18 protein-coding genes are annotated in these 20,099 nt (G+C 38.5%); 10 read left to right on the forward strand and 8 right to left on the reverse strand.

The window, feature by feature from the left end:
- Nucleotides 1-275: 275 nt before the first annotated feature.
- The 6 genes from rpsO to rimP all read right to left on the reverse strand — a co-directional run bounded on the left by rpsO (nt 276) and on the right by rimP (nt 7,074).
- Nucleotides 276-545 carry a 30S ribosomal protein S15 gene (gene rpsO / locus ESZ36_RS00905; protein ID WP_011043025.1) on the reverse strand — a complete coding sequence of 90 codons (270 nt, stop codon included), beginning with the start codon at nt 543-545 and terminating at the stop codon, nt 276-278.
- 243 nt (nt 546-788) lie between these two features.
- Nucleotides 789-1,745 carry a tRNA pseudouridine(55) synthase TruB gene (gene truB, locus ESZ36_RS00910; protein ID WP_146782239.1) on the reverse strand — a complete coding sequence of 319 codons (957 nt, stop codon included), beginning with the start codon at nt 1,743-1,745 and terminating at the stop codon, nt 789-791.
- Nucleotides 1,746-1,748: 3 nt separating this feature from the next.
- Nucleotides 1,749-2,177: a 30S ribosome-binding factor RbfA gene (gene rbfA / locus ESZ36_RS00915; protein ID WP_146782242.1), complete on the reverse strand. Its 429-nt coding sequence runs from the start codon at nt 2,175-2,177 to the stop codon at nt 1,749-1,751.
- Between the two features lie 208 nt (nt 2,178-2,385).
- On the reverse strand, nt 2,386-5,055 hold the full coding sequence (gene infB / locus ESZ36_RS00920; RefSeq protein ID WP_146782245.1) for a translation initiation factor IF-2: 2,670 nt from the start codon (nt 5,053-5,055) through the stop codon (nt 2,386-2,388).
- A gap of 21 nt (nt 5,056-5,076) precedes the next feature.
- Nucleotides 5,077-6,570, reverse strand: coding sequence for a transcription termination factor NusA (nusA, locus tag ESZ36_RS00925; protein ID WP_146782249.1), 1,494 nt, complete (start codon nt 6,568-6,570; stop codon nt 5,077-5,079).
- A 48-nt stretch (nt 6,571-6,618) separates the two neighbouring features.
- Nucleotides 6,619-7,074, reverse strand: coding sequence for a ribosome maturation factor RimP (gene rimP, locus ESZ36_RS00930; protein ID WP_146782252.1), 456 nt, complete (start codon nt 7,072-7,074; stop codon nt 6,619-6,621).
- 567 nt (nt 7,075-7,641) lie between these two features.
- Between rimP and ESZ36_RS00935 the strand changes: the two genes are divergently transcribed.
- The 8 genes from ESZ36_RS00935 to nth all read left to right on the forward strand — a co-directional run bounded on the left by ESZ36_RS00935 (nt 7,642) and on the right by nth (nt 16,756).
- Nucleotides 7,642-9,546 carry an EAL domain-containing protein gene (locus ESZ36_RS00935; RefSeq protein WP_146782255.1) on the forward strand — a complete coding sequence of 635 codons (1,905 nt, stop codon included), beginning with the start codon at nt 7,642-7,644 and terminating at the stop codon, nt 9,544-9,546.
- Nucleotides 9,547-9,747: 201 nt separating this feature from the next.
- A complete protein-coding gene (rsxA, locus tag ESZ36_RS00940) occupies nt 9,748-10,329 on the forward strand; it encodes an electron transport complex subunit RsxA (protein WP_011043018.1) in 582 nt (193 codons plus the stop codon).
- A gap of 1 nt (nt 10,330) precedes the next feature.
- On the forward strand, nt 10,331-10,900 hold the full coding sequence (gene rsxB, locus ESZ36_RS00945) for an electron transport complex subunit RsxB (RefSeq protein ID WP_146782258.1): 570 nt from the start codon (nt 10,331-10,333) through the stop codon (nt 10,898-10,900).
- Nucleotides 10,901-10,906: 6 nt separating this feature from the next.
- Nucleotides 10,907-13,258 carry an electron transport complex subunit RsxC gene (gene rsxC / locus ESZ36_RS00950; RefSeq protein ID WP_146782261.1) on the forward strand — a complete coding sequence of 784 codons (2,352 nt, stop codon included), beginning with the start codon at nt 10,907-10,909 and terminating at the stop codon, nt 13,256-13,258.
- A gap of 71 nt (nt 13,259-13,329) precedes the next feature.
- Nucleotides 13,330-14,391 carry an electron transport complex subunit RsxD gene (gene rsxD, locus ESZ36_RS00955; protein WP_146782263.1) on the forward strand — a complete coding sequence of 354 codons (1,062 nt, stop codon included), beginning with the start codon at nt 13,330-13,332 and terminating at the stop codon, nt 14,389-14,391.
- On the forward strand, nt 14,391-15,215 hold the full coding sequence (rsxG, locus tag ESZ36_RS00960) for an electron transport complex subunit RsxG (protein ID WP_211357743.1): 825 nt from the start codon (nt 14,391-14,393) through the stop codon (nt 15,213-15,215). Before rsxD ends, rsxG begins: the two co-directional genes overlap by 1 nt.
- Nucleotides 15,205-15,996, forward strand: a complete 792-nt coding sequence (locus tag ESZ36_RS00965; protein ID WP_246128940.1) for an electron transport complex subunit E — start codon at nt 15,205-15,207, stop codon at nt 15,994-15,996. The genes rsxG and ESZ36_RS00965 overlap by 11 nt, the downstream gene beginning before the upstream one ends.
- Nucleotides 15,997-16,093: 97 nt before the next feature.
- Nucleotides 16,094-16,756, forward strand: coding sequence for an endonuclease III (nth, locus tag ESZ36_RS00970; RefSeq protein WP_011043012.1), 663 nt, complete (start codon nt 16,094-16,096; stop codon nt 16,754-16,756).
- Between the two features lie 127 nt (nt 16,757-16,883).
- Here nth and ESZ36_RS00975 read toward each other — a convergent pair whose 3' ends face one another.
- Complete coding sequence (locus tag ESZ36_RS00975; protein WP_146782266.1) at nt 16,884-17,315, reverse strand: hypothetical protein; 432 nt, start codon at nt 17,313-17,315, stop codon at nt 16,884-16,886.
- A 352-nt stretch (nt 17,316-17,667) separates the two neighbouring features.
- Between ESZ36_RS00975 and ESZ36_RS00980 the strand changes: the two genes are divergently transcribed.
- Nucleotides 17,668-18,087 carry a VOC family protein gene (locus ESZ36_RS00980; protein WP_146782269.1) on the forward strand — a complete coding sequence of 140 codons (420 nt, stop codon included), beginning with the start codon at nt 17,668-17,670 and terminating at the stop codon, nt 18,085-18,087.
- A gap of 120 nt (nt 18,088-18,207) precedes the next feature.
- Here the strand turns inward: ESZ36_RS00980 and ESZ36_RS00985 are convergent, their stop codons facing one another.
- Complete coding sequence (locus ESZ36_RS00985; RefSeq protein WP_146782271.1) at nt 18,208-19,329, reverse strand: pyridoxal-phosphate-dependent aminotransferase family protein; 1,122 nt, start codon at nt 19,327-19,329, stop codon at nt 18,208-18,210.
- A 233-nt stretch (nt 19,330-19,562) separates the two neighbouring features.
- Here ESZ36_RS00985 and ESZ36_RS00990 point away from each other — a divergent pair, with 233 nt between their 5' ends.
- On the forward strand, nt 19,563-20,096 hold the full coding sequence (locus ESZ36_RS00990; RefSeq protein WP_146782274.1) for a YaeQ family protein: 534 nt from the start codon (nt 19,563-19,565) through the stop codon (nt 20,094-20,096).
- Nucleotides 20,097-20,099 lie beyond the last annotated feature (3 nt).

Here is a 20,099-nt window from a genome sequence, read left to right on the forward strand (position 1 = left end):
AGTGGAACAAAAAATTATACAGTTTGGATTGGTTTGTGTTTGAAAAGATATACATACCACTTTTAATGTTTATAAAAATCAGTACATGTAAATTTTCACGGTCATTATACTAACTGAGCGTATGAATGCTAGCTTCAAAGGGCAATTATTACTTTAAAGCACAAATTTATGCACCCTTTTAGAAACTAATGGTAAAAGTGTAAACGACAGAAAACAAAAAAGGAGCCAATTGGCTCCTTTTAGTCGTTTAATTTACAGTCGTTAGCAAGTTGCTATTAACGACGTAGACCTAATTTACCGATTAACGCGCCGTAACGGTCAACGTTTTTACCTTTTAAGTAATCAAGTAATTTACGACGTTGTGCAACCATGCGTAATAAACCACGACGTGAATGGTGATCATGGATGTGCGCTTTAAAGTGACCTTGTAAGTGGTTGATTTGTGTAGTTAACAAAGCAACTTGAACTTCTGGAGAACCAGTATCACCTTCTGATTGAGCATATTCTGCAACGATTGCAGCTTTTTCTGTAGCATTTAAAGACATTATAAAATCCTTAGTGTGTTAACCCTACCCTCAATATTAATTGAGTTAAGAGTGATTAAAATACGCATCAAGCCAAACACTAATTTAGCCTTGATGACGAAAGAGCGCGTATTCTAGCAGCCAATAACTAAAAAGCAAGTGATTAGTTCAATCCTGAGCTTTATTAATTCACCTGCCCCATAATAACCGTTCCAACTGAATTCTGGATTTTCAGTTACGATGGCGATATAACAATCTAACTCGCTAGTACTGTTCTAAAACAACGATACGTTTAGGTGCAACTAAACCATCATCATTGATAAAACCTACGCCAATAAATTCAGCGTCAGCATCATTTTCATCTTCGCCAAGGTACACTTGAACACTGCCCGCTTCAGGCTGGTTATAAGCTTGTACTGGGTTACCATGACGTAAGAAATTGGCAGACATGTCATCAACATACACACAATGCATACCATCTACTGCGCTATTCATAGGTAACAATAATGGGTCAAGAACATCCGAAGGTGTAATTTCATCTGCAATAGCTTGTTCAAGTAAGGCTTCAAGCTCAGGTAATGTTATCATTTTTTCTATCGGATAATTACCAACAGCAGAACGTCTAAGGTGAGCCACATGAGCACCACAACCTAATAATTCCCCTAAATCATCAACGATAGTTCGGATATAAGTCCCTTTGGAAACATGAATATTTAGTTCAACTTCATCATGTTCAAAACGTAATAATTCAAGGTTAAATACCGTGATATCACGTGCTTCGCGCGGTACTTCAATACCTTCTCTAGCATATTTATATAAAGGCTGTCCTTGATGTTTTAGCGCAGAATACATAGACGGAACTTGTTTGGTTGTACCACGAAAGCTTTCTAAAGCTTCCGCTAGCTGTTCACTTGAAACATCAACCGCTTTTTCACTGACAACTTCACCACCAGCATCACTTGTCGTAGTACGAACACCTAGTTTGGCTGTAACTTGATACGTTTTATCTGTATCAAGTAGGTACTGTGAGAACTTAGTTCCCTCACCTAGACAAATTGGTAACATACCCGTTGCTAATGGATCTAATGCACCCGTATGACCTGCTTTCTGAGCAAAGTAAATTCGCTTAACTGTTTGCAAAGCATGGTTTGATGACAGTCCATGGGGCTTATCTAATAACAAAACACCATTGACCTGACGGCCTTTTCTACGTTTTGCCATTACTTATTCGCCTTTCTCACTATCATCACTTGGTTCATCGTCAACCTGTGCATCGTCAACTTGTGTATCATTGTTCTTATCACTAGCGACAGCTTGGTCTACTAAGGCGCTCATGCGAACCCCTTCACTCATTGAGCTATCATAAACAAAGCGTAAATGCGGCATAATGCGAGCACGTAAACGTTTACCTAGCAATGAACGGATATAACCTTCAGCTTCTGCTAATACCTCTAACGAGGCTTTAATTTCATCTTGATTATCATTAAAAAAAGTTACAAAAATCTTAGCGTAAGCTAAGTCACGAGTGACTTCGACAGCAGATACTGTCGTCATGCTTAGGCGAGGATCTTTAATTTCGCGCATTAAAATAGTCGCGATTTCTTTTTGGATTTGCTGACCAACTCGGTCAGTACGGGCATATTCTCTAGCCATCGTATACTCCTATGAAACTGTTATTAATAAATGACAGCTTCCTATATTTATAAATTATCAACACAAAAGGGGCATAAGCCCCTTTTAAAGATATTTAACTATTAGTTCGAAGCTAGTTGGTTCAAATATAAGGCGGAAGCACGGAGTTGACGCATGTCAATGAGTATTTCCAACGCAATAATTGAGCCTACTAGCAATGAGATACTAGTTACAATGAACGTTTTATTTCGATTGTTTCAAATACTTCGATCTGATCACCAACACGTACATCATTGTAGTTCTTAACACCGATACCACATTCAACACCGTTACGAACTTCTTGAACGTCATCTTTAAAGCGACGTAATGATTCAAGTTCACCTTCGTAAATAACAACGTTTTCACGTAATACGCGAATTGGTGCACTACGCTTGATAATACCTTCAGTAACCATACAACCAGCAATAGCACCGATTTTTGGAGACTTAAACACATCACGAACTTGAGCTAGACCAATGATTTCTTGCTTGAATTCTGGTGCTAACATGCCACTCATGGCTTGTTTAACTTCTTCAATTAAAGCGTAGATAACACTGTAATAACGTAAATCGATGTTTTCTGCTTCAATGACTTTACGAGCAGAAACGTCTGCACGAACATTGAAACCAACTACGATGGCATTAGAAGCAGCCGCTAGCGTTGCATCAGTTTCAGTGATAGCACCTACACCTGAACCAATGATTTTAACTTTAACTTCATCAGTTGATAACTTAAGTAGTGAATCACTGATTGCTTCAAGTGAACCTTGAACATCTGACTTAATAACAACATTTACTTCTGAAATATCGCCTTCTGCCATACTAGCAAACATATTTTCAAGTTTAGCTTTTTGTTGACGAGCAAGCTTCACATCGCGGAATTTACCTTGACGGAATAAAGCAACTTCACGTGCTTTCTTTTCATCTTTTACAACAGTCGCTTCATCACCTGAGATTGGAACACCACTTAATCCAATAATTTCAACTGGGATAGATGGACCCGCTGATTGGATAGTTTTGCCATTTTCATCACGCATGGCACGTACACGGCCATATTCTAAACCACAAAGTACAATGTCACCTTGCTTTAAAGTACCTTCTTGTACTAGTACTGTAGCTACTGGGCCACGGCCTTTATCTAATTTAGACTCAACCACAACACCACTTGCCATTTTATCGACAACAGCTGTTAGTTCTAATACTTCAGATTGTAACAATATAGAATCAAGAAGCTCTTCAATACCTAAACCAGTTTTAGCGGATACATGACAGAATTGAACTTCACCGCCCCACTCTTCTGAAAGTACATCGTGTTGTGACAATTCACTTTTAACACGCTCTGGATCAACACCTTCTTTATCCATTTTGTTAACAGCAATGATAATAGGCACATCAGAGGCTTTAGCATGTTGAATTGCTTCAATCGTCTGTGGCATAACACCATCATCACCAGCAACAACAATAACTACAATATCTGTTGCTTTTGCTCCACGAGAGCGCATAGCAGTAAAGGCAGCATGACCAGGAGTATCTAAGAAAGTGATCATACCATGACCCGTTTCTACGTGATAAGCACCAATATGCTGAGTAATACCACCCGCTTCGCCGTCAGCTACTTTCGCTTCACGAATGTGATCAAGTAGTGATGTTTTACCATGATCAACGTGACCCATAATAGTAACAACTGGCGCACGAGTAATCTCTTCACCAGAATCATTACGATCAGCAAGTACCGCTTCTTCTAAAGCATTTTCTTTAACAAGTACAACTTCAAAACCCATATCTTCAGCAACAAGTGCTGCGGTCTCTTGGTCAATTACTTGGTTAATGGTTGCCATAGCACCCAATTTAAACATAGCTTTAACAACTTCAGCGCCTTTCTTAGACATTTTATTTGCAAGTTCTGCAACAGAAATTGTTTCACCGATACGAATGTCTTGTAATTTAGTTTCAACTGGCTTAGTAAAACCATGTTTTAAACTTTGTGGTGAAGACAAGGTTTTACCTTTACCACGGCCACTATTACGACCACGAGCATTACGATCTGGTGCTTTTTTCTTCTTACGTCGACGGCCACTTTCATCAGCAGAGTCACTTTTATCTTCAGCTTCTTGTGCATAAACAGAAGACGTTAAATGTACAACTTCTTTTTCTTTCGCTTTACGTTCAGCTTCTTGTTCTTTCCAACGGCCTTCATTTTCTTCAGCAAGTTTTTTAGCTGCTGCAGCCGCTTCTGCCGCTTCGGCTTCAATTTTTGCCGCCGCTTCTTTTTCTTGTGCTAAACGAAGTTTTTTCGCTTCTTCTGTCTCAGCTACCTTTTCTGGTGCTTGTTCAACATTTTTAGCTTTTTCTACAGCGGCATTTTTTGCCTTAGCTGCTGCTTCAATTTTAGCTTCAGCTTTACGCTCGGCTTCAACTTCAGCTTTAGCTGCTGCTACGCCTTTTTCATTTTCAGCTTCTTTAGCTGCCGCTTCAGCTTTCGCTTTAGCATCTGCTTCGGCTAAAATTGCCGCTTCAGCTTCAGCTTTCGCTGCTTCTTCAGCTAATTTTTCATCTTCAACTTCACTACGCTTCACGTAAGTACGTTTTTTGCGAACTTCAACATTAACCGACTTAGCTTTACTTCCGTGACCCATGGTCAGAGTAGATTTAGTTTTACGGTTTAAAGTGAGTTTGTTCGGTTTTGCTTCCGACTCATCACCATGTTGTTTTTTAAGGTGTCCTAATAAGGCTTCTTTTTCATCTTGCGAAATAGCATCGGTAGCCGATTTATTCACGCCTGAGTCAGCTAATTGAGTGACTAAGCGATCCACCGGTGTTCCGATTTCTTTGGCAAGTTCTGCTACAGTTATATCTGCCATCTATATTATTCTCCGGTGTTATTATTCTTCGTTAAACCAACAAATGTTACGCGCAGCCATGATTAGCTCACCCGCTTTGGTTTCATCTAATTCTTCAATATCGCTAATTTCATCGATACCCTGTTCAGCTAACTCTTCAAGTGTGCGAACACCTCGGCTAGCTAAAACAAATGCTAAATGACGCTCTAAACCGTCAAGGTCAAGTAAATCTTGAGCTGGCTCAGACCCTTCTAAAGTTTCTTCGCTAGCTAGCGCTTGTGTAGTTAATGCTTCTTTAGCACGTTCACGAAGCGCTTCAATGATTTCTTCATCAAGACCATCAATATCTAGCATTTCAGCTGTTGGTACATAGGCAATCTCTTCTAATGAAGTGAAACCTTCTTCTGCTAGTAATGTGGCAAAATCTTCATCAAGATCTAACTTATCAATAAACAAGTTTAATACTTTATCGTTTTCTGCCTGATGTTTTTCTTTCATGTCAGCAACAGTCATTACATTTAGTTCCCAACCCGTTAATTGGCTTGCTAAACGAATGTTTTGACCACTACGGCCAATCGCCATAGCTAAATTAGCTTCTTCAACGGCAATATCCATAGTGCCTTTGTCTTCATCAACAATAATTGAAGCAACTTCAGCAGGTGACATAGCGTTAATTACATATTGAGCAACGTTGTCATCATATAATACGATATCAACACGCTCTCCACCTAACTCGCCAGAAACGGCTTGTACACGTGAACCACGCATACCAACACAAGCACCAACAGGGTCAATACGTTTGTCATTACTTTTAACGGCAATTTTAGCGCGAGAACCAGGGTCGCGAGCGGCACCCTTAATTTCTAGCATTTCTTCGCCAATTTCTGGCACTTCAACACGGAAAAGCTCAATTAACATTTCAGGCTTAGTACGGCTTAAAAATAATTGTGCACCACGTGCTTCTGGTTTAATTTCATACAATAAACCACGTACACGATCACCTGGACGAAATGTTTCGCGTGGTAACATGTCATCACGGTAAATAACGGCTTCAGCGTTATTACCTAAATCGACGATGACACTCTCACGGCTAGCTTTTTTAACAACACCAGTAACAATCTCGCCTAAGTGTTCTTGATAAGCTTCAGTCACTAAAGCACGTTCAGCTTCACGTATCTTTTGAACGATAACTTGTTTAGCTGTTTGCGTGGTTACACGGTCAAATTTTACTGACTCAATTTGATCTTCCGAATAATCGCCTACATTTAATTCAGGAGCATCGTATTGCGCTGCTGCTAAACCAATTTCAGCGTATGGATTTTCCATCGGTTCGCCATCTTCAATGATCAACCAACGACGAAAAGTCTCAAACTCGCCACTTATACGGTCAATGCTGACACGTACAATGATGTCCCCTTCGTATTTTTTCTTGGTAGCAGTTTCTAAAGCAGTTTCCATTGCTTCAAAAATGCTTTCTCGTGGTAATGCTTTTTCATTAGAAACCGCATCAACAACCAGTAATATTTCCTTACTCATGCTACTTAGCCTTTAATTTATGTTAACTGTTTTTAATCTATTCAAGGTTTAAAACTTTGCGACAAGATTCGCTTTATCTACATTGCTGATAGCAAGTTCATAATCGATGCTATCAACTTCTACTATTAAGGTATCGTTTTCAATGGCAACTAATGGCCCTTTGAACTTTCGACGTCCGTTTAAAGGCATCGAAATTTTTACATTAATAGTTTCACCAATGACTTCTTGAAAATGTGCTAATTCAAATAATGGGCGATCAACACCTGGTGATGAAACTTCTAAGCTATATTCACTGCTAATAGGGTCTTCTACATCTAATACTGCACCAACTTGACGGCTTACTTCCGCACAATCGTCAACATTAATGCCATTTTCATGGTCAATAAACAAACGTAAAACTGAGTTGTTGCCTGCACTGATGTACTCAATGCCATGCAAAGTTTTGCCAGTTTCTTCAACTGCAGGTCTTAATAAGTCAGTTAGTTTTTGCTCAAATTTAGCCAAGCGTTTTCTCCTGTTACTCTACCCTCATGATAAATGCATAAGCAGTACAGTATAAATTTTAGATATAAAAAAAGGGCACATAGCCCAGCGAGATTTTTACTGTATTTGTCTTTAATTACGTGATTTAGACGCGTAAAAAAACAAAAAAACCCCAAATCAGGGGCTTATTTCACTGTTTTCCCCCTAGATTAAACAAAAAATCAGTTTAATCTGGTTATTAATAGCTAAGCTACCAATAATATTAATAAGAATATAAACAACATAAAACATGTTAGTTTATTCAGTGGCATCTTATTAAGCTCTATTGCGGCAAATTATATAATGGCTCGCCAGCAAGCGCAAGAGGGATTAAGCATTATCCACTAGAAAAGTAGTTTATTGTGCAATATCTGTCTTATCAATATCGAGGAAATATTTGCTAAAATTAATTTATATTTTACAATATGTTAGTATTGCCCTTATAATGCAGCTATTAATATAACTATCATTTTATATAAAAAATAGCACTGATATATACAGTATGTCTATTCCCCTTGATAGATTTCTAACGGAGCATTTAATCTCATTATGTATAAGTTTTCTAAGTTATTTATCAAAAATATATTGTTTGCATTAGTTTTCATAATCGCTTTAGGCGCTATTGCACTCTTCTTGCTTTCCACTTATGTAAATCAGCAAACGCTATCACAACAAAAAACCATTCAAACTATTAGTCAACAATTTGTTGACTATGATGTTTCTGTGCAAGAGTTGTCCACTAAGTTATCAACTGTCTTAAATGCCAGCGACGATTACCAAACCTTAATTATTAAACGTGACTCTCTAATACTCGTTGATTATCAAAATGATTATATTCACCCTCTTGATTCATTTTTAGCACAACGAAAAACAGTTTCGGTAAGTGAGCTTAATTTACAAGTTCAGTACCAATTAGATTTTATCGGAATAATTATTTTTTTAACGCAATTGTTTATAGGTGTTACTGCGCTATCCATTTTATTTGTTTTTATTTCAGCAAGATTAAATTATAAATTACAACTGTCTATTTTCAGTATTATTAGCAAGCAAATTAGTAATGAACTAGCACAAATTAATAATTCAGATTTCATTACTAAGGAACAGGATAATCAACAACTACTAGAGATACCTGCTTTAGAAGAAGGTATTGCTGAAATCAAGTCGATGATGACAGAGCAATTTAAGAATACGACCAGTCTGGAAATAGAAGCTCATGTGGATAGTTTAACTGGCATTGAGAATCGAAATCGATTTGTCCAATTTTATGAGAATGAAATTGTAAATGACAGCCCAGTTAATTTTGGTGTTCTTCTAATTACTCGCTGCTCTGAGTTGCAGACCATTAATCAAGTCCACGGTTATAACTCAGGTGATAATTACATTGTAAAAGTTGCTGAGATAATAAAAACGGCTTTAATCTCAAGACCTACTGGAAAAATCTTCCGTTTAAACAGTTCTGATTTTGCCACTATATTGCCTAACGTGAAATTAAAGATGGCTGAAGACTATGCGAGTGAATTAACAATTAAGTTTAATGACTACCAACAAGTTAATGAATTAGATTCTGTAGCCTTCACTGGTTTAGTCTATTTTGATAAATCAAAGCCATTAGGTGAATTATTAGCGCTAGCTGATACCGGTGTAAGTGTTGCTCAAACGCAAAAAGTAAATTCATGGTATTCGCAAAAAGATATTGATATTTTAAATGATACTAGCGCAAACTTTGGCAATCAAAACTGGCGACAAGAGATAGATAGCGTCTTAAGTGCTGGCCGCATTAGTTTATTATTACAACCAATCCAACCAAGTGGTCGTAATACTCGCGTTTACGGAGAAATATTAGCGCGTTTCCTTAATGCTAATAATGACATGTTACCTACGGCAACATTCATTGCTATGGCAGAGAAACTAGACAAAATAACCGATGTAGACCGACTTATCATCGATACGGCCATTAAAGAAATAACCAGCAAAAATATGCTAGACAGTAGCTATGGTATCAATATTAGTCCTCGGAGTATTAACAATGAGCACTTTATGATTTGGCTAGAGCGTAAGTTACTGCGCGAACCAAGCGCAGCCTCTCGATTAGTGTTTGAAATATCAGAATTAGGTCTTCAACAGAACATTAAAACCGCTAAACGCTTAGTTGACATGTTACATCGTGTTGGCTCAAGAGTTACTGTAGAGCGATTTGGTGTAGGCTTAACTTCATTTAAGTTCTTCAGAGATCTAACACCTGACTACATTAAAATGGACAGTTCTTACACTCGTGATATTGACGATGATAAGAACAATCAATATTTCTTACGCTTAATGGTAGATTTAGCTCATAGACTTGGCATTAGCGTATTAGCTGAAAGTGTCGAAAGCCAAGAAGAGAAGCACACGTTAGAAAAACTCTTTATTGATGGTTGTCAGGGCTATTATGTTGGAAAACCTGCTCAATTATAGTTAGTCTTGCCCCTTTGTATTTCATGAAGCCGAATGTATCATAAGCATTCGGCTTTTTTACAGAAGTAACATTTGTTATTTCAAAGCAAAGAAAATGAATAAAAGCGTAATACCCTTACTGCCGGTGTGTTGTTAAATAAACTAAAAACACGGATAATAGCGGCATAATTATCGTAAATAACCTAATGACCTTTAAAGTAAATGACTGATTATCTGTTACTTCTCGTTGGCACTGTACTTGTAAACAACTTTGTTTTAGTACAATTTCTTGGCTTATGCCCTTTCATGGGGGTCTCGTCACGTACTGAAACCGCTATAGGCATGTCATTCGCCACTGTTTTCGTAATGACTTTAGCCTCTCTGCTGAGTTACTTAGTTACCACATACCTGCTTGTACCACTAAATCTTGAATACCTAACCACCATGAGTTTTATATTGGTGATTGCAGTCGTTGTACAATTTACTGAAATGGTTGTTCACAAAACCAGTGCTAGCCTTTATCGTTTATTGGGTATTTTCTTACCGTTGATCACCACCAACTGTGCAGTACTAGGTGTAGCCTTACTTAATTTACGATTACAGCATGGCTTTTTTGAATCGATTATTTATGGCTTTGGAGCCGCGCTAGGTTTCTCCTTGGTATTAATTATGTTTTCTGCCATGCGTGAAAAGTTAGCCAATGCCGATGTACCTGCACCTTTTAAGGGGACTGCTATTGCGATGATAACCGCTGGTTTAATGTCATTAGCTTTCCTTGGATTTACCGGTTTGGTGAAAATTTAACATGAACATCCTTCTTGCCATCCTTGTTTTAGGCAGTATTGCTGCCGTTTTTGGTGCCCTATTAGGTTTTGCCTCCGTACGTTTTAAAGTCGATGCAGATCCCATAGTTGACCAGCTTGATGCACTACTTCCTCAAACACAATGTGGCCAATGCGGCTACCCAGGTTGTAAGCCTTACGCTCAAGCCGTTGCCGATGGAGAGGCGATTAATAAATGTGCCCCCGGTGGTGAAGATACTATCAAGAAAATAGCAGATTTAATGGGCGTTGAAGTTCAACCTATTGATGATAGTCATGTTAGCGGTGATGCTCCAAAAAGTAACCGCCCTAAGGTTGCTTTTGTTATTGAAGAAGACTGTATCGGCTGTACTAAGTGCATACAGGCTTGTCCTGTTGATGCCATTATTGGTGCAGCAAAGCAAATGCATACCATTATCATAGATGAGTGTACCGGTTGCGACTTATGTGTTGCTCCCTGCCCAGTAGATTGTATTGAAATGCGTGAATTGCCAGATACTATTCATAATTGGCAATGGGATTTAACCAGTATTCCAGTAAAGCAACTGGATTAGGAGAATATGGTGGAATCAGTAATAGAGCGTATCACGCGTGGACATTTTTGGGACTTTCATGGCGGCATTCATCCCCCTGAACAAAAATTTCTAACTTCAAACAAACCGATCAAGCAGCTTGCTTTACCAAAACAGTTAATTATTCCACTGCAGCAGCATATCGGCCGAGAAGGTGATTTACTCGTTAGCATCGGTGAACACGTATTAAAAGGGCAAGCCCTAACGCTAAGTACTAATCCTATGGTAGTGCCAATTCACGCACCTACTAGTGGAACGATCAGTGCTATTAAAATGTCGGTAATCGCCCACCCATCTGGCTTAAGTCAATTATGTGTTTTTCTCGATGTAGATGGCGAAGACACTTGGCGTAAAAGAGACGTTTGTACGGATTTAGCACAGCTATCTAACCATGAAATAATTAAAAAAATTGCTGATGCTGGTATTGCTGGCATGGGCGGTGCAGGTTTTCCTACCCATATAAAAGTAAGCAGCAAGCCCGATATTAAATTTCTTATCATTAACGGCGCAGAATGTGAGCCCTACATCACCGCTGATGACTTATTAATGATGGAACAAAGTAATGCCATTGTAGATGGCATAAAAATCATTGATAGACTGTTGACCCCTGCCGTTATTTTAATTGGCATAGAAGCCAACAAACCCAAGGCTATTAAAGCACTACAACAGGCCACCGCTGCTATAGAAAAAATCAAAGTTTGCATCGTGCCTACTAAGTATCCTACGGGTGGTGAAAAGCAGCTGGTTCAAATTTTAACTGGTCAAGAAGTCACTTCAGGTCGATTACCCATACATGATGGCATTGTGATGCAAAACATTGCCACTTGTTTTGCTATTAATGAAGCGGTTAGACATGACACTCCCCTTATACGTCGTGTTGTTACTGTGACTGGACAAGCATTAAATAAACCACAAAATGTTTGGGCATTACTTGGTACGCCAATTAATTTCTTGCTTGAACAATGTAGTGTGGAAAATATTAAGAATGAAAAGCAGACTGTGATCATGGGCGGTCCTATGATGGGCTTTAGTGTATCTAGTGAACTTGTTCCTATTGTTAAAACCAGTAACTGTATTTTAGTACCCAGTAAAAAAGAAATGCCGAGTGCTTTTGAAAAAGAAAGTAAAGAGGTTGAATGTATTCGTTGTGGTCAATGTAGCGATGTATGTCCTAGCCAATTACTTCCGCAAGAGTTGCAATGGAGCGCAAAAGCTAAAGATTATTCACAATTAGAAAAACTTAATTTACGTGATTGTATCGATTGTGGTGCCTGCGCCTATGTTTGTCCAAGTCAAATTCCGCTGGTGCATTACTACCGTATTGCTAAAGCTGAAATACGTGAACAGCAACAACTAGACTTAAAAGCAGAAAAAGCTAAAATTCGTTTTGAAGCACGTAAATTACGCTTAGAAAAAGAAAAAGTAGCTCGACAAGAAAAACATCAAAAAGCCGCGGCTGCACGTAAAGCCGCTATGAATAAAGCAACACCAGAAGCTACAGGGGCTAAATCTGCAGTTGCAGCAGCACTAGCGCGTGTAAAAGCTAAGAAAGCTTCAAAAGGTCAAAGCCAAGTAAACACATCAGACTCTCAAAATGATTTGCCTACAGATACCGCTGTTGATCAAAAATCTCAAGTCGCAACCGCTATTGCCAGAGCCAAAGCAAAGAAAAAGCTTAAAGAAGAAGCCGTTCAGAAACCGTCAACTAGTGATGGTATTGTAGATAATGCAATAGAAGAAAAGTCTGCTTCAACTCAGCAAGCGAGCACTGATGATAAAAAAGAAAAAATAGCTGCCGCCATCGCTAAGGCTAAAGCAAAAAAACTCAGTAAATCTGCCGAGGCTCCTGACTTAGAAAAAGACTCCGATGATACTTCACCCAAAAAGACAGTCAGTTCGGATGATAAAAAAGCTAAAATAGCTGCTGCAATTGCTAAGGCTAAGGCAAAAAAACTCAGTAAATCTGCTGAGGTTCCAGGCTTAGAAAAAGATTCCGAAGATAGTTTACCTGAACAGACAGTAAGTTCGGATGACAAAAAAGCAAAAATAGCTGCCGCCATTGCTAAGGCAAAAAATAAAGCGCTAGCAAAAGCTAACGAAGGAAAAGTAGAAGTTAACGAAACAAGTCTTCTTACTTCTACGAACAACGCAACAGAAATAGATAGTAAGCCCTTGCAGCCAGAAAAAATGGTACAAAATAATATTGCTGAAAGTGAAAACAAACCTGTCGCAGCAACCGATAAAAAAGCAAAAATTGCCGCTGCCATTGCTAAAGCTAAAGCAAAGAAAAAACTTAAAGAAGCCAACACAGTTGAAGAAAATGACCGAGATGGTGTATAAGTTATGAGTCAATATAAAAACACTCAAATAGAAATCTATCAGCGAAACAACCCGACGAGTCGACATAATTAATGGCATTTTGGATAGCAAGTTCACCACATAACCATAACCACACGAAAACACCTAACTTAATGCGTTTGGTGATATACGCGACGCTACCTGGCGTTTTGGCCCAATGGTACTTTTTTGGTTGGGGAAATTTAATTCACATTGGCTTAGCCATGACAACAGCAATTATTTGTGAATTTACCGTATTGTCGCTACGTAAAAAGCCTATTTCTCATGAATTATTTGATGGTAGTGCATTCTTAACTGCTTTATTACTCGGTATATGTTTACCGGCATTAGCCCCTTGGTGGATCACTGTTATTGGAACAATGTTTGCCATTGTCATAGTTAAACAACTGTACGGAGGACTAGGTCATAATCCATTTAACCCTGCCATGGCTGGGTATGTTATGTTGTTAGTGTCTTTTCCTTTGCAAATGACACTCTGGCAACCACCACTAACATTGGTGGCTGTGGATCTAAACTTTAGCAATACATTAACAACAATTTTAACAGGCTTTACCGTTGAAGGTTATTCAGTAGAACAAGTACGCACAAGTATTGACGGTATCACGATGGCAACACCGCTTGATACGCTAAAAACTAACACAGGTTTAGGTTTAACCGTACTTGAAAGCATTAAAAGTCCCGTCTTTGGTGAAAACCTTGCTTTAGGTTGGGAGTGGGTCAATGCTGGATTTTTATTAGGTGGACTGTTTCTCATTTCAAGAAAAGCCATTGCTTGGCAGACCCCTGTAAGCTTTTTATTAAGCTTATTTATCTGCTCTTTTATCGGTTATAGCATCAGCCCAGACAGTAGCGCTTCAACTATGTTTCACTGGTTTTCAGGTGCGACTATGCTAGGTGCATTTTTTATTCTGACAGACCCTGTTACCGGTGCTACCAGTAATAAAGGTCGTATCGTTGTAGGTTTACTTGCCGGCTTATTGGTTTATTTAATCCGCACTTCAGGTGGTTACCCTGATGGTGTGGCTTTTGCTATTTTACTTTGCAATATGTCTGCTCCCTTGATTGATCAATACACTCGCCCTCGCACTTACGGTCACCAGAAGGGAGATAAGTAATGTCTGATAACACTGATTCGTCACAAGGAAAATCCAAGCCTGAAGGCTCTGAAAATAATGTACATAGTGAAAAAAATGATGCCATTGACGGTAATAATAGCGATAAAGCTAACAAAGATAATACGCTAAAGTCACCACTGACTATTGCCATATCTAAAAACACCAAAATTCTTGCACTCTTTGCTATTGCCTGTACTTTGGCGGTTAGTTTAGTGAGTGAACTAACTAAAGATCGAATTAAAGTTCAGGAACAACAACAGCTATTAAGAACATTGCATAGCATTATTGAACCCAGTCGTTATGACAACGACATCGCCAATGATTGTATTATGATGAGTGCGCCTGAACTGGGTTCAAATAAAGTTAAAACGGCCTATATTGCGAGAAAAGCGGGAGAAGTCGTTGCCGTTGCTATAACCAGTACTGCGCCACAAGGCTATAATGGTAATATTGATTTTATTATGGCTATTAACAATGACGGCTCTGTAAGTGGTGTTAGAGTACTCAAGCACCAAGAAACCCCCGGTTTAGGTGACAAGATAGAAATTAGAAAAAGTGATTGGATAAAAAGCTTTACCGGAAAACGAATACTTTCAGAAAATGATAGACGCTGGGCAGTTAGTAAAGATAGCGGCATGTTCGATCAATTTACTGGTGCGACCATTACGCCGCGCGCGGTAGTAAAAGGCGTTAAAAGCACGCTAAATTACTTTAATCAACACAAAGGCAGTTTAATACCTCGTCCAAATGCCTGTGGCGAAGCCTTATCAACATCAACAACTAAATCGATATCACCAATTAGCGAGGCTGCTAATGAGCAATGAAATAGCACCACCAAATAGTAATGAAGCTGATATTACTGACAACATTGATGAGCAAGAAGCTGCTGCAGTACTCAAAGCTGAACTGAAGGCAGAGTATAAAGAGTTAGCCATACAAGGTTTATGGAAGAACAACCCTGGCTTAGTACAACTGCTTGGTTTGTGTCCTTTACTCGCCGTAACATCAACCGTAACGAATGCCTTAGGCCTTGGCCTTGCAACGATGTTAGTACTCATCTGCTCTAACATTACCGTATCAGCAATCCGTCATTGGGTACCCAAAGAAATTCGTATACCTATTTTTGTTTTGATTATTGCTGCCTTTGTAACTTGCGTACAATTACTAATGAATGCCTTTACTTACGGTATTTATCAATCATTAGGGATTTTCCTGCCGTTAATCGTGACTAACTGCGCCATTATTGGTCGAGCTGAAGCCTATGCTTCTAAAAATCCCATCAAACAATCAGCCTTTGATGGGCTAATGATGGGCTCAGGCTTTGCCATTATCTTAATTTTACTCGGTGTAATAAGAGAGATCCTTGGGCAAGGAACACTTTTTGATGGTGCCAATTTATTACTTGGCGATTGGGCTAGTGTCCTTCGAATTGAAGTAATGCAACTCGATAGTCAATTTTTATTAGCTATTTTGCCGCCCGGTGCATTTATCGCTATGGGTATTTTAATTGCACTTAAAAATGCTATCGATAGCCATATAAAATCCAAAAAAGTAGTGGATACTGAACAAGTAATAGAAAGAGTCCGCGTAAATTTTGACTCTTAACCATAAGTATTCTTAAAGATAAAACCTAGGTGTGGCCAAGCAGATGACGCTTTATACGTAGAGCTTTACACATAACCTAGAATAAAAGAGTCGAGTCATGAATAAAGAAAAACGCATAGAAATGTTAACCCGGCTTCGTGACGAGAATCCAGAGCCAACCACAGAACTAAACTTTTCTAGCCCGTTTGAATTGCTCATTGCCGTGCTACTCTCGGCTCAATCAACTGATGTAGGGGTGAATAAAGCGACTGCCAAACTTTACCCTGTTGCCAATACGCCTCAAGCAATTTTAGATCTTGGTCTCGATGGCTTAAAAAGCTATATAAAGACTATTGGTTTATTTAATACCAAGGCACAAAACACCATTAAAACGTGTCAAATGTTAGTCGATTTACATGGTGGTGAAGTTCCGGAAAATAGAGCCGCGCTAGAAGCACTTCCAGGCGTTGGACGTAAAACAGCTAATGTGGTTTTGAACACCGCTTTTGGCTGGCTAAAAGATAATGAAGGTAACTATTTTTTAGCGGTAGATACTCATATATATAGGCTTGCTAACCGAACTAAATATGCCCCAGGTAAAACAGTGGATCAGGTTGAAGCAAATATCATAAAATTAACACCGAAAAAAACAGAGTTTATGTTTAACTTACACCATTGGTTCATATTGCATGGACGTTACACCTGCACAGCAAAAAAACCGAAGTGTGGCTCTTGTATCATTGAAGATTTATGTGAGTTTAAAGATAAAGTCGGTGATTAATTTTACCTATTGGTTGCGTTAAGACCTAACAACTAAAACTCAATAAAAAAGCGCCAACTCATGTGATAAGATTGGCGCGGTAACTCTCTTTAGATAATTTTTATTCAGTCTATTTTATATAGACCATTTAGATTACAGGTATCATTTCTCTCCCCACTTTTGAGCCCCATAAAACTCTAATATTTTCTCTATCTTCATCACTGTCTTCTTGAGCTTCCTTATTTTTAAAGACTGCATCAACGACAGCTTCCCATTCTGCTTCTTTTCTATCAAAGGTTGCCCAGTTTGGGTATTCCGTTAATAGCATTAAATTCCAATCATCGGGGTTGTTACGATTGAAGCTGATTGCTTTGTATGATGTTATCCAGCCCTTCTTCTTGAATTCTTCATAAATCGGGTAATAACCACTGTTAAGGTTTTTTAAGTAATCTTCAAGTTTACCGTCATTAACTTTTATATAGGATACTTCCCAGACAGTCCCCAGAGTATAAGGTTTGTCTTCGGCATAAACGTTAAAGCTAATCATCACAATAATAATTGTTAAAAATATACTTTTCATTTTTATTTCCTCAAATTAAATTTCAAAAAGAAAACAAGGAAAACATACAACCCAAGACTTAATTTCTTTCATAAGGGATTAATTATTGTACAAGAGTACTGATTACGCAAAAAAGTAATCGCTTATTTAATGTTAAAGACAGATAAACGTGAATAAGCTCACTAGGTTGACGTAAACAATTCAAAAGCTTAAGGTCTGTTAAAAGCTCAATGTGGCGTTTGTATTACTGAAAATTTTTTTGTTTTACGCACAAACTATGCAAATTATATGCATAGATAAACTTCAGCCTGATCGCAACGTGGTGCTACCTATTTTATTTCCCCTAACCATAAACAAAGAAAAAGAGAGCCTTATGAAGTTTTTACATACTATGGTACGTGTACGTGATCTAGACCAATCACTTGATTTTTATATAAATAAACTTGGCCTAATTGAAACAAAACGTATTGAAGTACCTGCAGGTAAATTTACATTGGTTTATTTAGCTACCGAGATTGGCGGACCTGAAGTTGAGCTGACTTACAACTGGGGTTCTACTGAAGATTATACTGCGGGGCGTAGCTTCGGTCATTTAGCGTTCGAGGTTGATAACATTTATCAAACGTGTCAAAAATTACAAGACGGCGGCATAACAATTAACAGACCGCCTCGTTGTGGTCATATGGCTTTTGTTAACTCACCAGATGGTATCTCGATAGAGTTATTACAAAAAGATGGTTCCTTAGAGCCACAAGAGCCGTGGTTAAGTATGGAAAATAGCGGTAGTTGGTAAAATTAGCTCACAATAAATCGCTAATGAATAACTCATAGAAAAGAAAGCCCTGTACCGATAAATATCAGTACAGGGCTTTTTCTATTTAGCTATTACAACTCAGCTGTTTTACTTTTGCAGTTATTGCTTTAACGCTTCTTTTAACGCTGCTAAGCATAATGTAACATTTTCATTTCGTGCAGCATAACCCATTAGGCCTATACGCCATGCTTTACCTGCAAAAGCACCTAAACCTGCGCCAATCTCTAAGTTATATTCATTAAGTAAAAATTGTCTTACTTTAGCGTCATCGATACCTTCTGGGATATATACGGCATTTAGCTGTGGTAATCGCTCATCTGCTGGCACTATAAAGTCTAGACCTAACTCAGCTAACCCTGTACTTAATTTATCATGCATGGTTTTATGTCGAGCCCAGCTGTTTTCTAGACCTTCATTTTTTAGCATAACTAACGATTCATGTAATGCATATAAAGAATTAACAGGAGCAGTATGATGGTAACTACGTTTACCTTCTCCCGACCAATACCCCATAACAAGCGATTGATCAAGAAACCAACTTTGTACCGGAATACCACGATTTTGAATCACCTCAGCAGCTTTATCACTAAAACTTACGGGTGATAAACCAGGTACACAAGATAAACATTTTTGACTGCCTGAATACACTGCATCAATTTGCCACTCATCAACACGCAGCTCAACACCACCTAAGGACGTTACGGCATCAACAATAGTTAAACAATCATGATTTTTGGCGATAGCACACAATGTTTTGGCATCGGATAATGCCCCTGTAGATGTTTCAGCATGAACAAACGCAACAAAATTTGCTTGTGGGTTTTCTTTAAGTGATGCTTCTAATGCTTGCGGGTCAACTGCTCTGCCCCATTCACCTTCAACAACAACTAACTTAGCACCAATACGATTAACATTTTCAATCATACGCATACCAAATACACCATTAACACAAACAACAACAGTATCATCAGGGGTAATTAAATTAACAAAACAAGCTTCCATACCTGCAGAGCCAGGAGCCGATACAGCCATAGTAAACTTGTTTGTAGTTTGAAAGGCATATTGAAGTAACTCTTTTACTTCATCCATCATGGCAACAAAACAAGGGTCAAGATGCCCAATGGTAGGTCTTGCTAAGGCAGATAAAACACGCGGGCTAACATCTGACGGACCCGGTCCCATCAAAGTGCGCTGTGGCGGAAAAAAAGATTGAATTGTCATGTGAGCCTCTTAAAGAATAAAGATAAATGAGTAGATTTATTTCTGTGACTTTATCATGCTTTAAATCTCACCATAAGTAGAATTAATTAACATTATCCTAGTTATTCATTTGATAAATACTGCCTATTTTACAATCATCGTAAACCCAAACGGATTACTTTATCTTGGCAAGCTTTTGCAAGTTAGCCCCATACTGTTATGATACCGCCATTATTTATCACCTCAAAGCACACATGGCCCTTAAAGCAACTATATACAAAGCCAATATCGAACTCGCCGATATGGATCGTAATTATTACGACAGCTTGCAACTTACCCTTGCTCAACACCCTTCAGAAACACCACAACGATTAATGGTGCGTCTAATTGCTTATGTCCTCAATGCCCACGAAGATTTGCAATTTGGTAAAGGCGTTAGTGATGAAACCGAGGCAGCCCTTTGGCAAATAAATTACAGCGGTGAAATCAACCTATGGATTGAACTTGGTCAGCTAGATGAAAAGCGTCTTAAAAAAGCTTGTAACCAAGCAAAAGCGGTAAAACTGTATTGTTATGGCAGTAGCGTAAATACCTGGTGGTCTCAAGCTGAGCAAAACCTGAATAAATTTGAGCGTTTAACCATAGAGCAGTTCGAGACAAGTACTTGCGAAGCATTAGTAAAACTTCTCAGCCGTAATATGGAATTTCAATGCAGCATCCAAGATGGTCAATTGTGGTTAACTTCAGGTGAAGAAACCCTATTGATTGAAACAAAAAAACTCAAGTAAGAG

The sequence above is a fragment of the Colwellia demingiae genome, from assembly GCF_007954275.1.
In the GTDB taxonomy this organism is placed as follows: Bacteria; Pseudomonadota; Gammaproteobacteria; order Enterobacterales; family Alteromonadaceae; genus Colwellia; species Colwellia demingiae.

Bases quoted from the DNA above. Each gene is read 5' to 3' on its own strand.
- ESZ36_RS00935 (WP_146782255.1), top strand. From the start codon at position 7,642: ATGTATAAGTTTTCTAAGTTATTTATCAAAAATATATTGTTTGCATTA.
- rsxC (WP_146782261.1), top strand. From the start codon at position 10,907: ATGGTGGAATCAGTAATAGAGCGTATCACGCGTGGACATTTTTGGGAC.
- rsxD (WP_146782263.1), top strand. From the start codon at position 13,330: ATGGCATTTTGGATAGCAAGTTCACCACATAACCATAACCACACGAAA.
- ESZ36_RS00990 (WP_146782274.1), top strand. From the start codon at position 19,563: ATGGCCCTTAAAGCAACTATATACAAAGCCAATATCGAACTCGCCGAT.
- ESZ36_RS00980 (WP_146782269.1), top strand. From the start codon at position 17,668: ATGAAGTTTTTACATACTATGGTACGTGTACGTGATCTAGACCAATCA.
- nth (WP_011043012.1), top strand. From the start codon at position 16,094: ATGAATAAAGAAAAACGCATAGAAATGTTAACCCGGCTTCGTGACGAG.
- ESZ36_RS00985 (WP_146782271.1), bottom strand. From the start codon at position 19,329: ATGACAATTCAATCTTTTTTTCCGCCACAGCGCACTTTGATGGGACCG.
- truB (WP_146782239.1), bottom strand. From the start codon at position 1,745: ATGGCAAAACGTAGAAAAGGCCGTCAGGTCAATGGTGTTTTGTTATTA.
- rpsO (WP_011043025.1), bottom strand. From the start codon at position 545: ATGTCTTTAAATGCTACAGAAAAAGCTGCAATCGTTGCAGAATATGCT.
- ESZ36_RS00965 (WP_246128940.1), top strand. From the start codon at position 15,205: ATGAGCAATGAAATAGCACCACCAAATAGTAATGAAGCTGATATTACT.
- infB (WP_146782245.1), bottom strand. From the start codon at position 5,055: ATGGCAGATATAACTGTAGCAGAACTTGCCAAAGAAATCGGAACACCG.
- rsxB (WP_146782258.1), top strand. From the start codon at position 10,331: ATGAACATCCTTCTTGCCATCCTTGTTTTAGGCAGTATTGCTGCCGTT.
- rsxA (WP_011043018.1), top strand. From the start codon at position 9,748: ATGACTGATTATCTGTTACTTCTCGTTGGCACTGTACTTGTAAACAAC.
- ESZ36_RS00975 (WP_146782266.1), bottom strand. From the start codon at position 17,315: ATGAAAAGTATATTTTTAACAATTATTATTGTGATGATTAGCTTTAAC.
- rbfA (WP_146782242.1), bottom strand. From the start codon at position 2,177: ATGGCTAGAGAATATGCCCGTACTGACCGAGTTGGTCAGCAAATCCAA.
- nusA (WP_146782249.1), bottom strand. From the start codon at position 6,570: ATGAGTAAGGAAATATTACTGGTTGTTGATGCGGTTTCTAATGAAAAA.
- rsxG (WP_211357743.1), top strand. From the start codon at position 14,391: ATGTCTGATAACACTGATTCGTCACAAGGAAAATCCAAGCCTGAAGGC.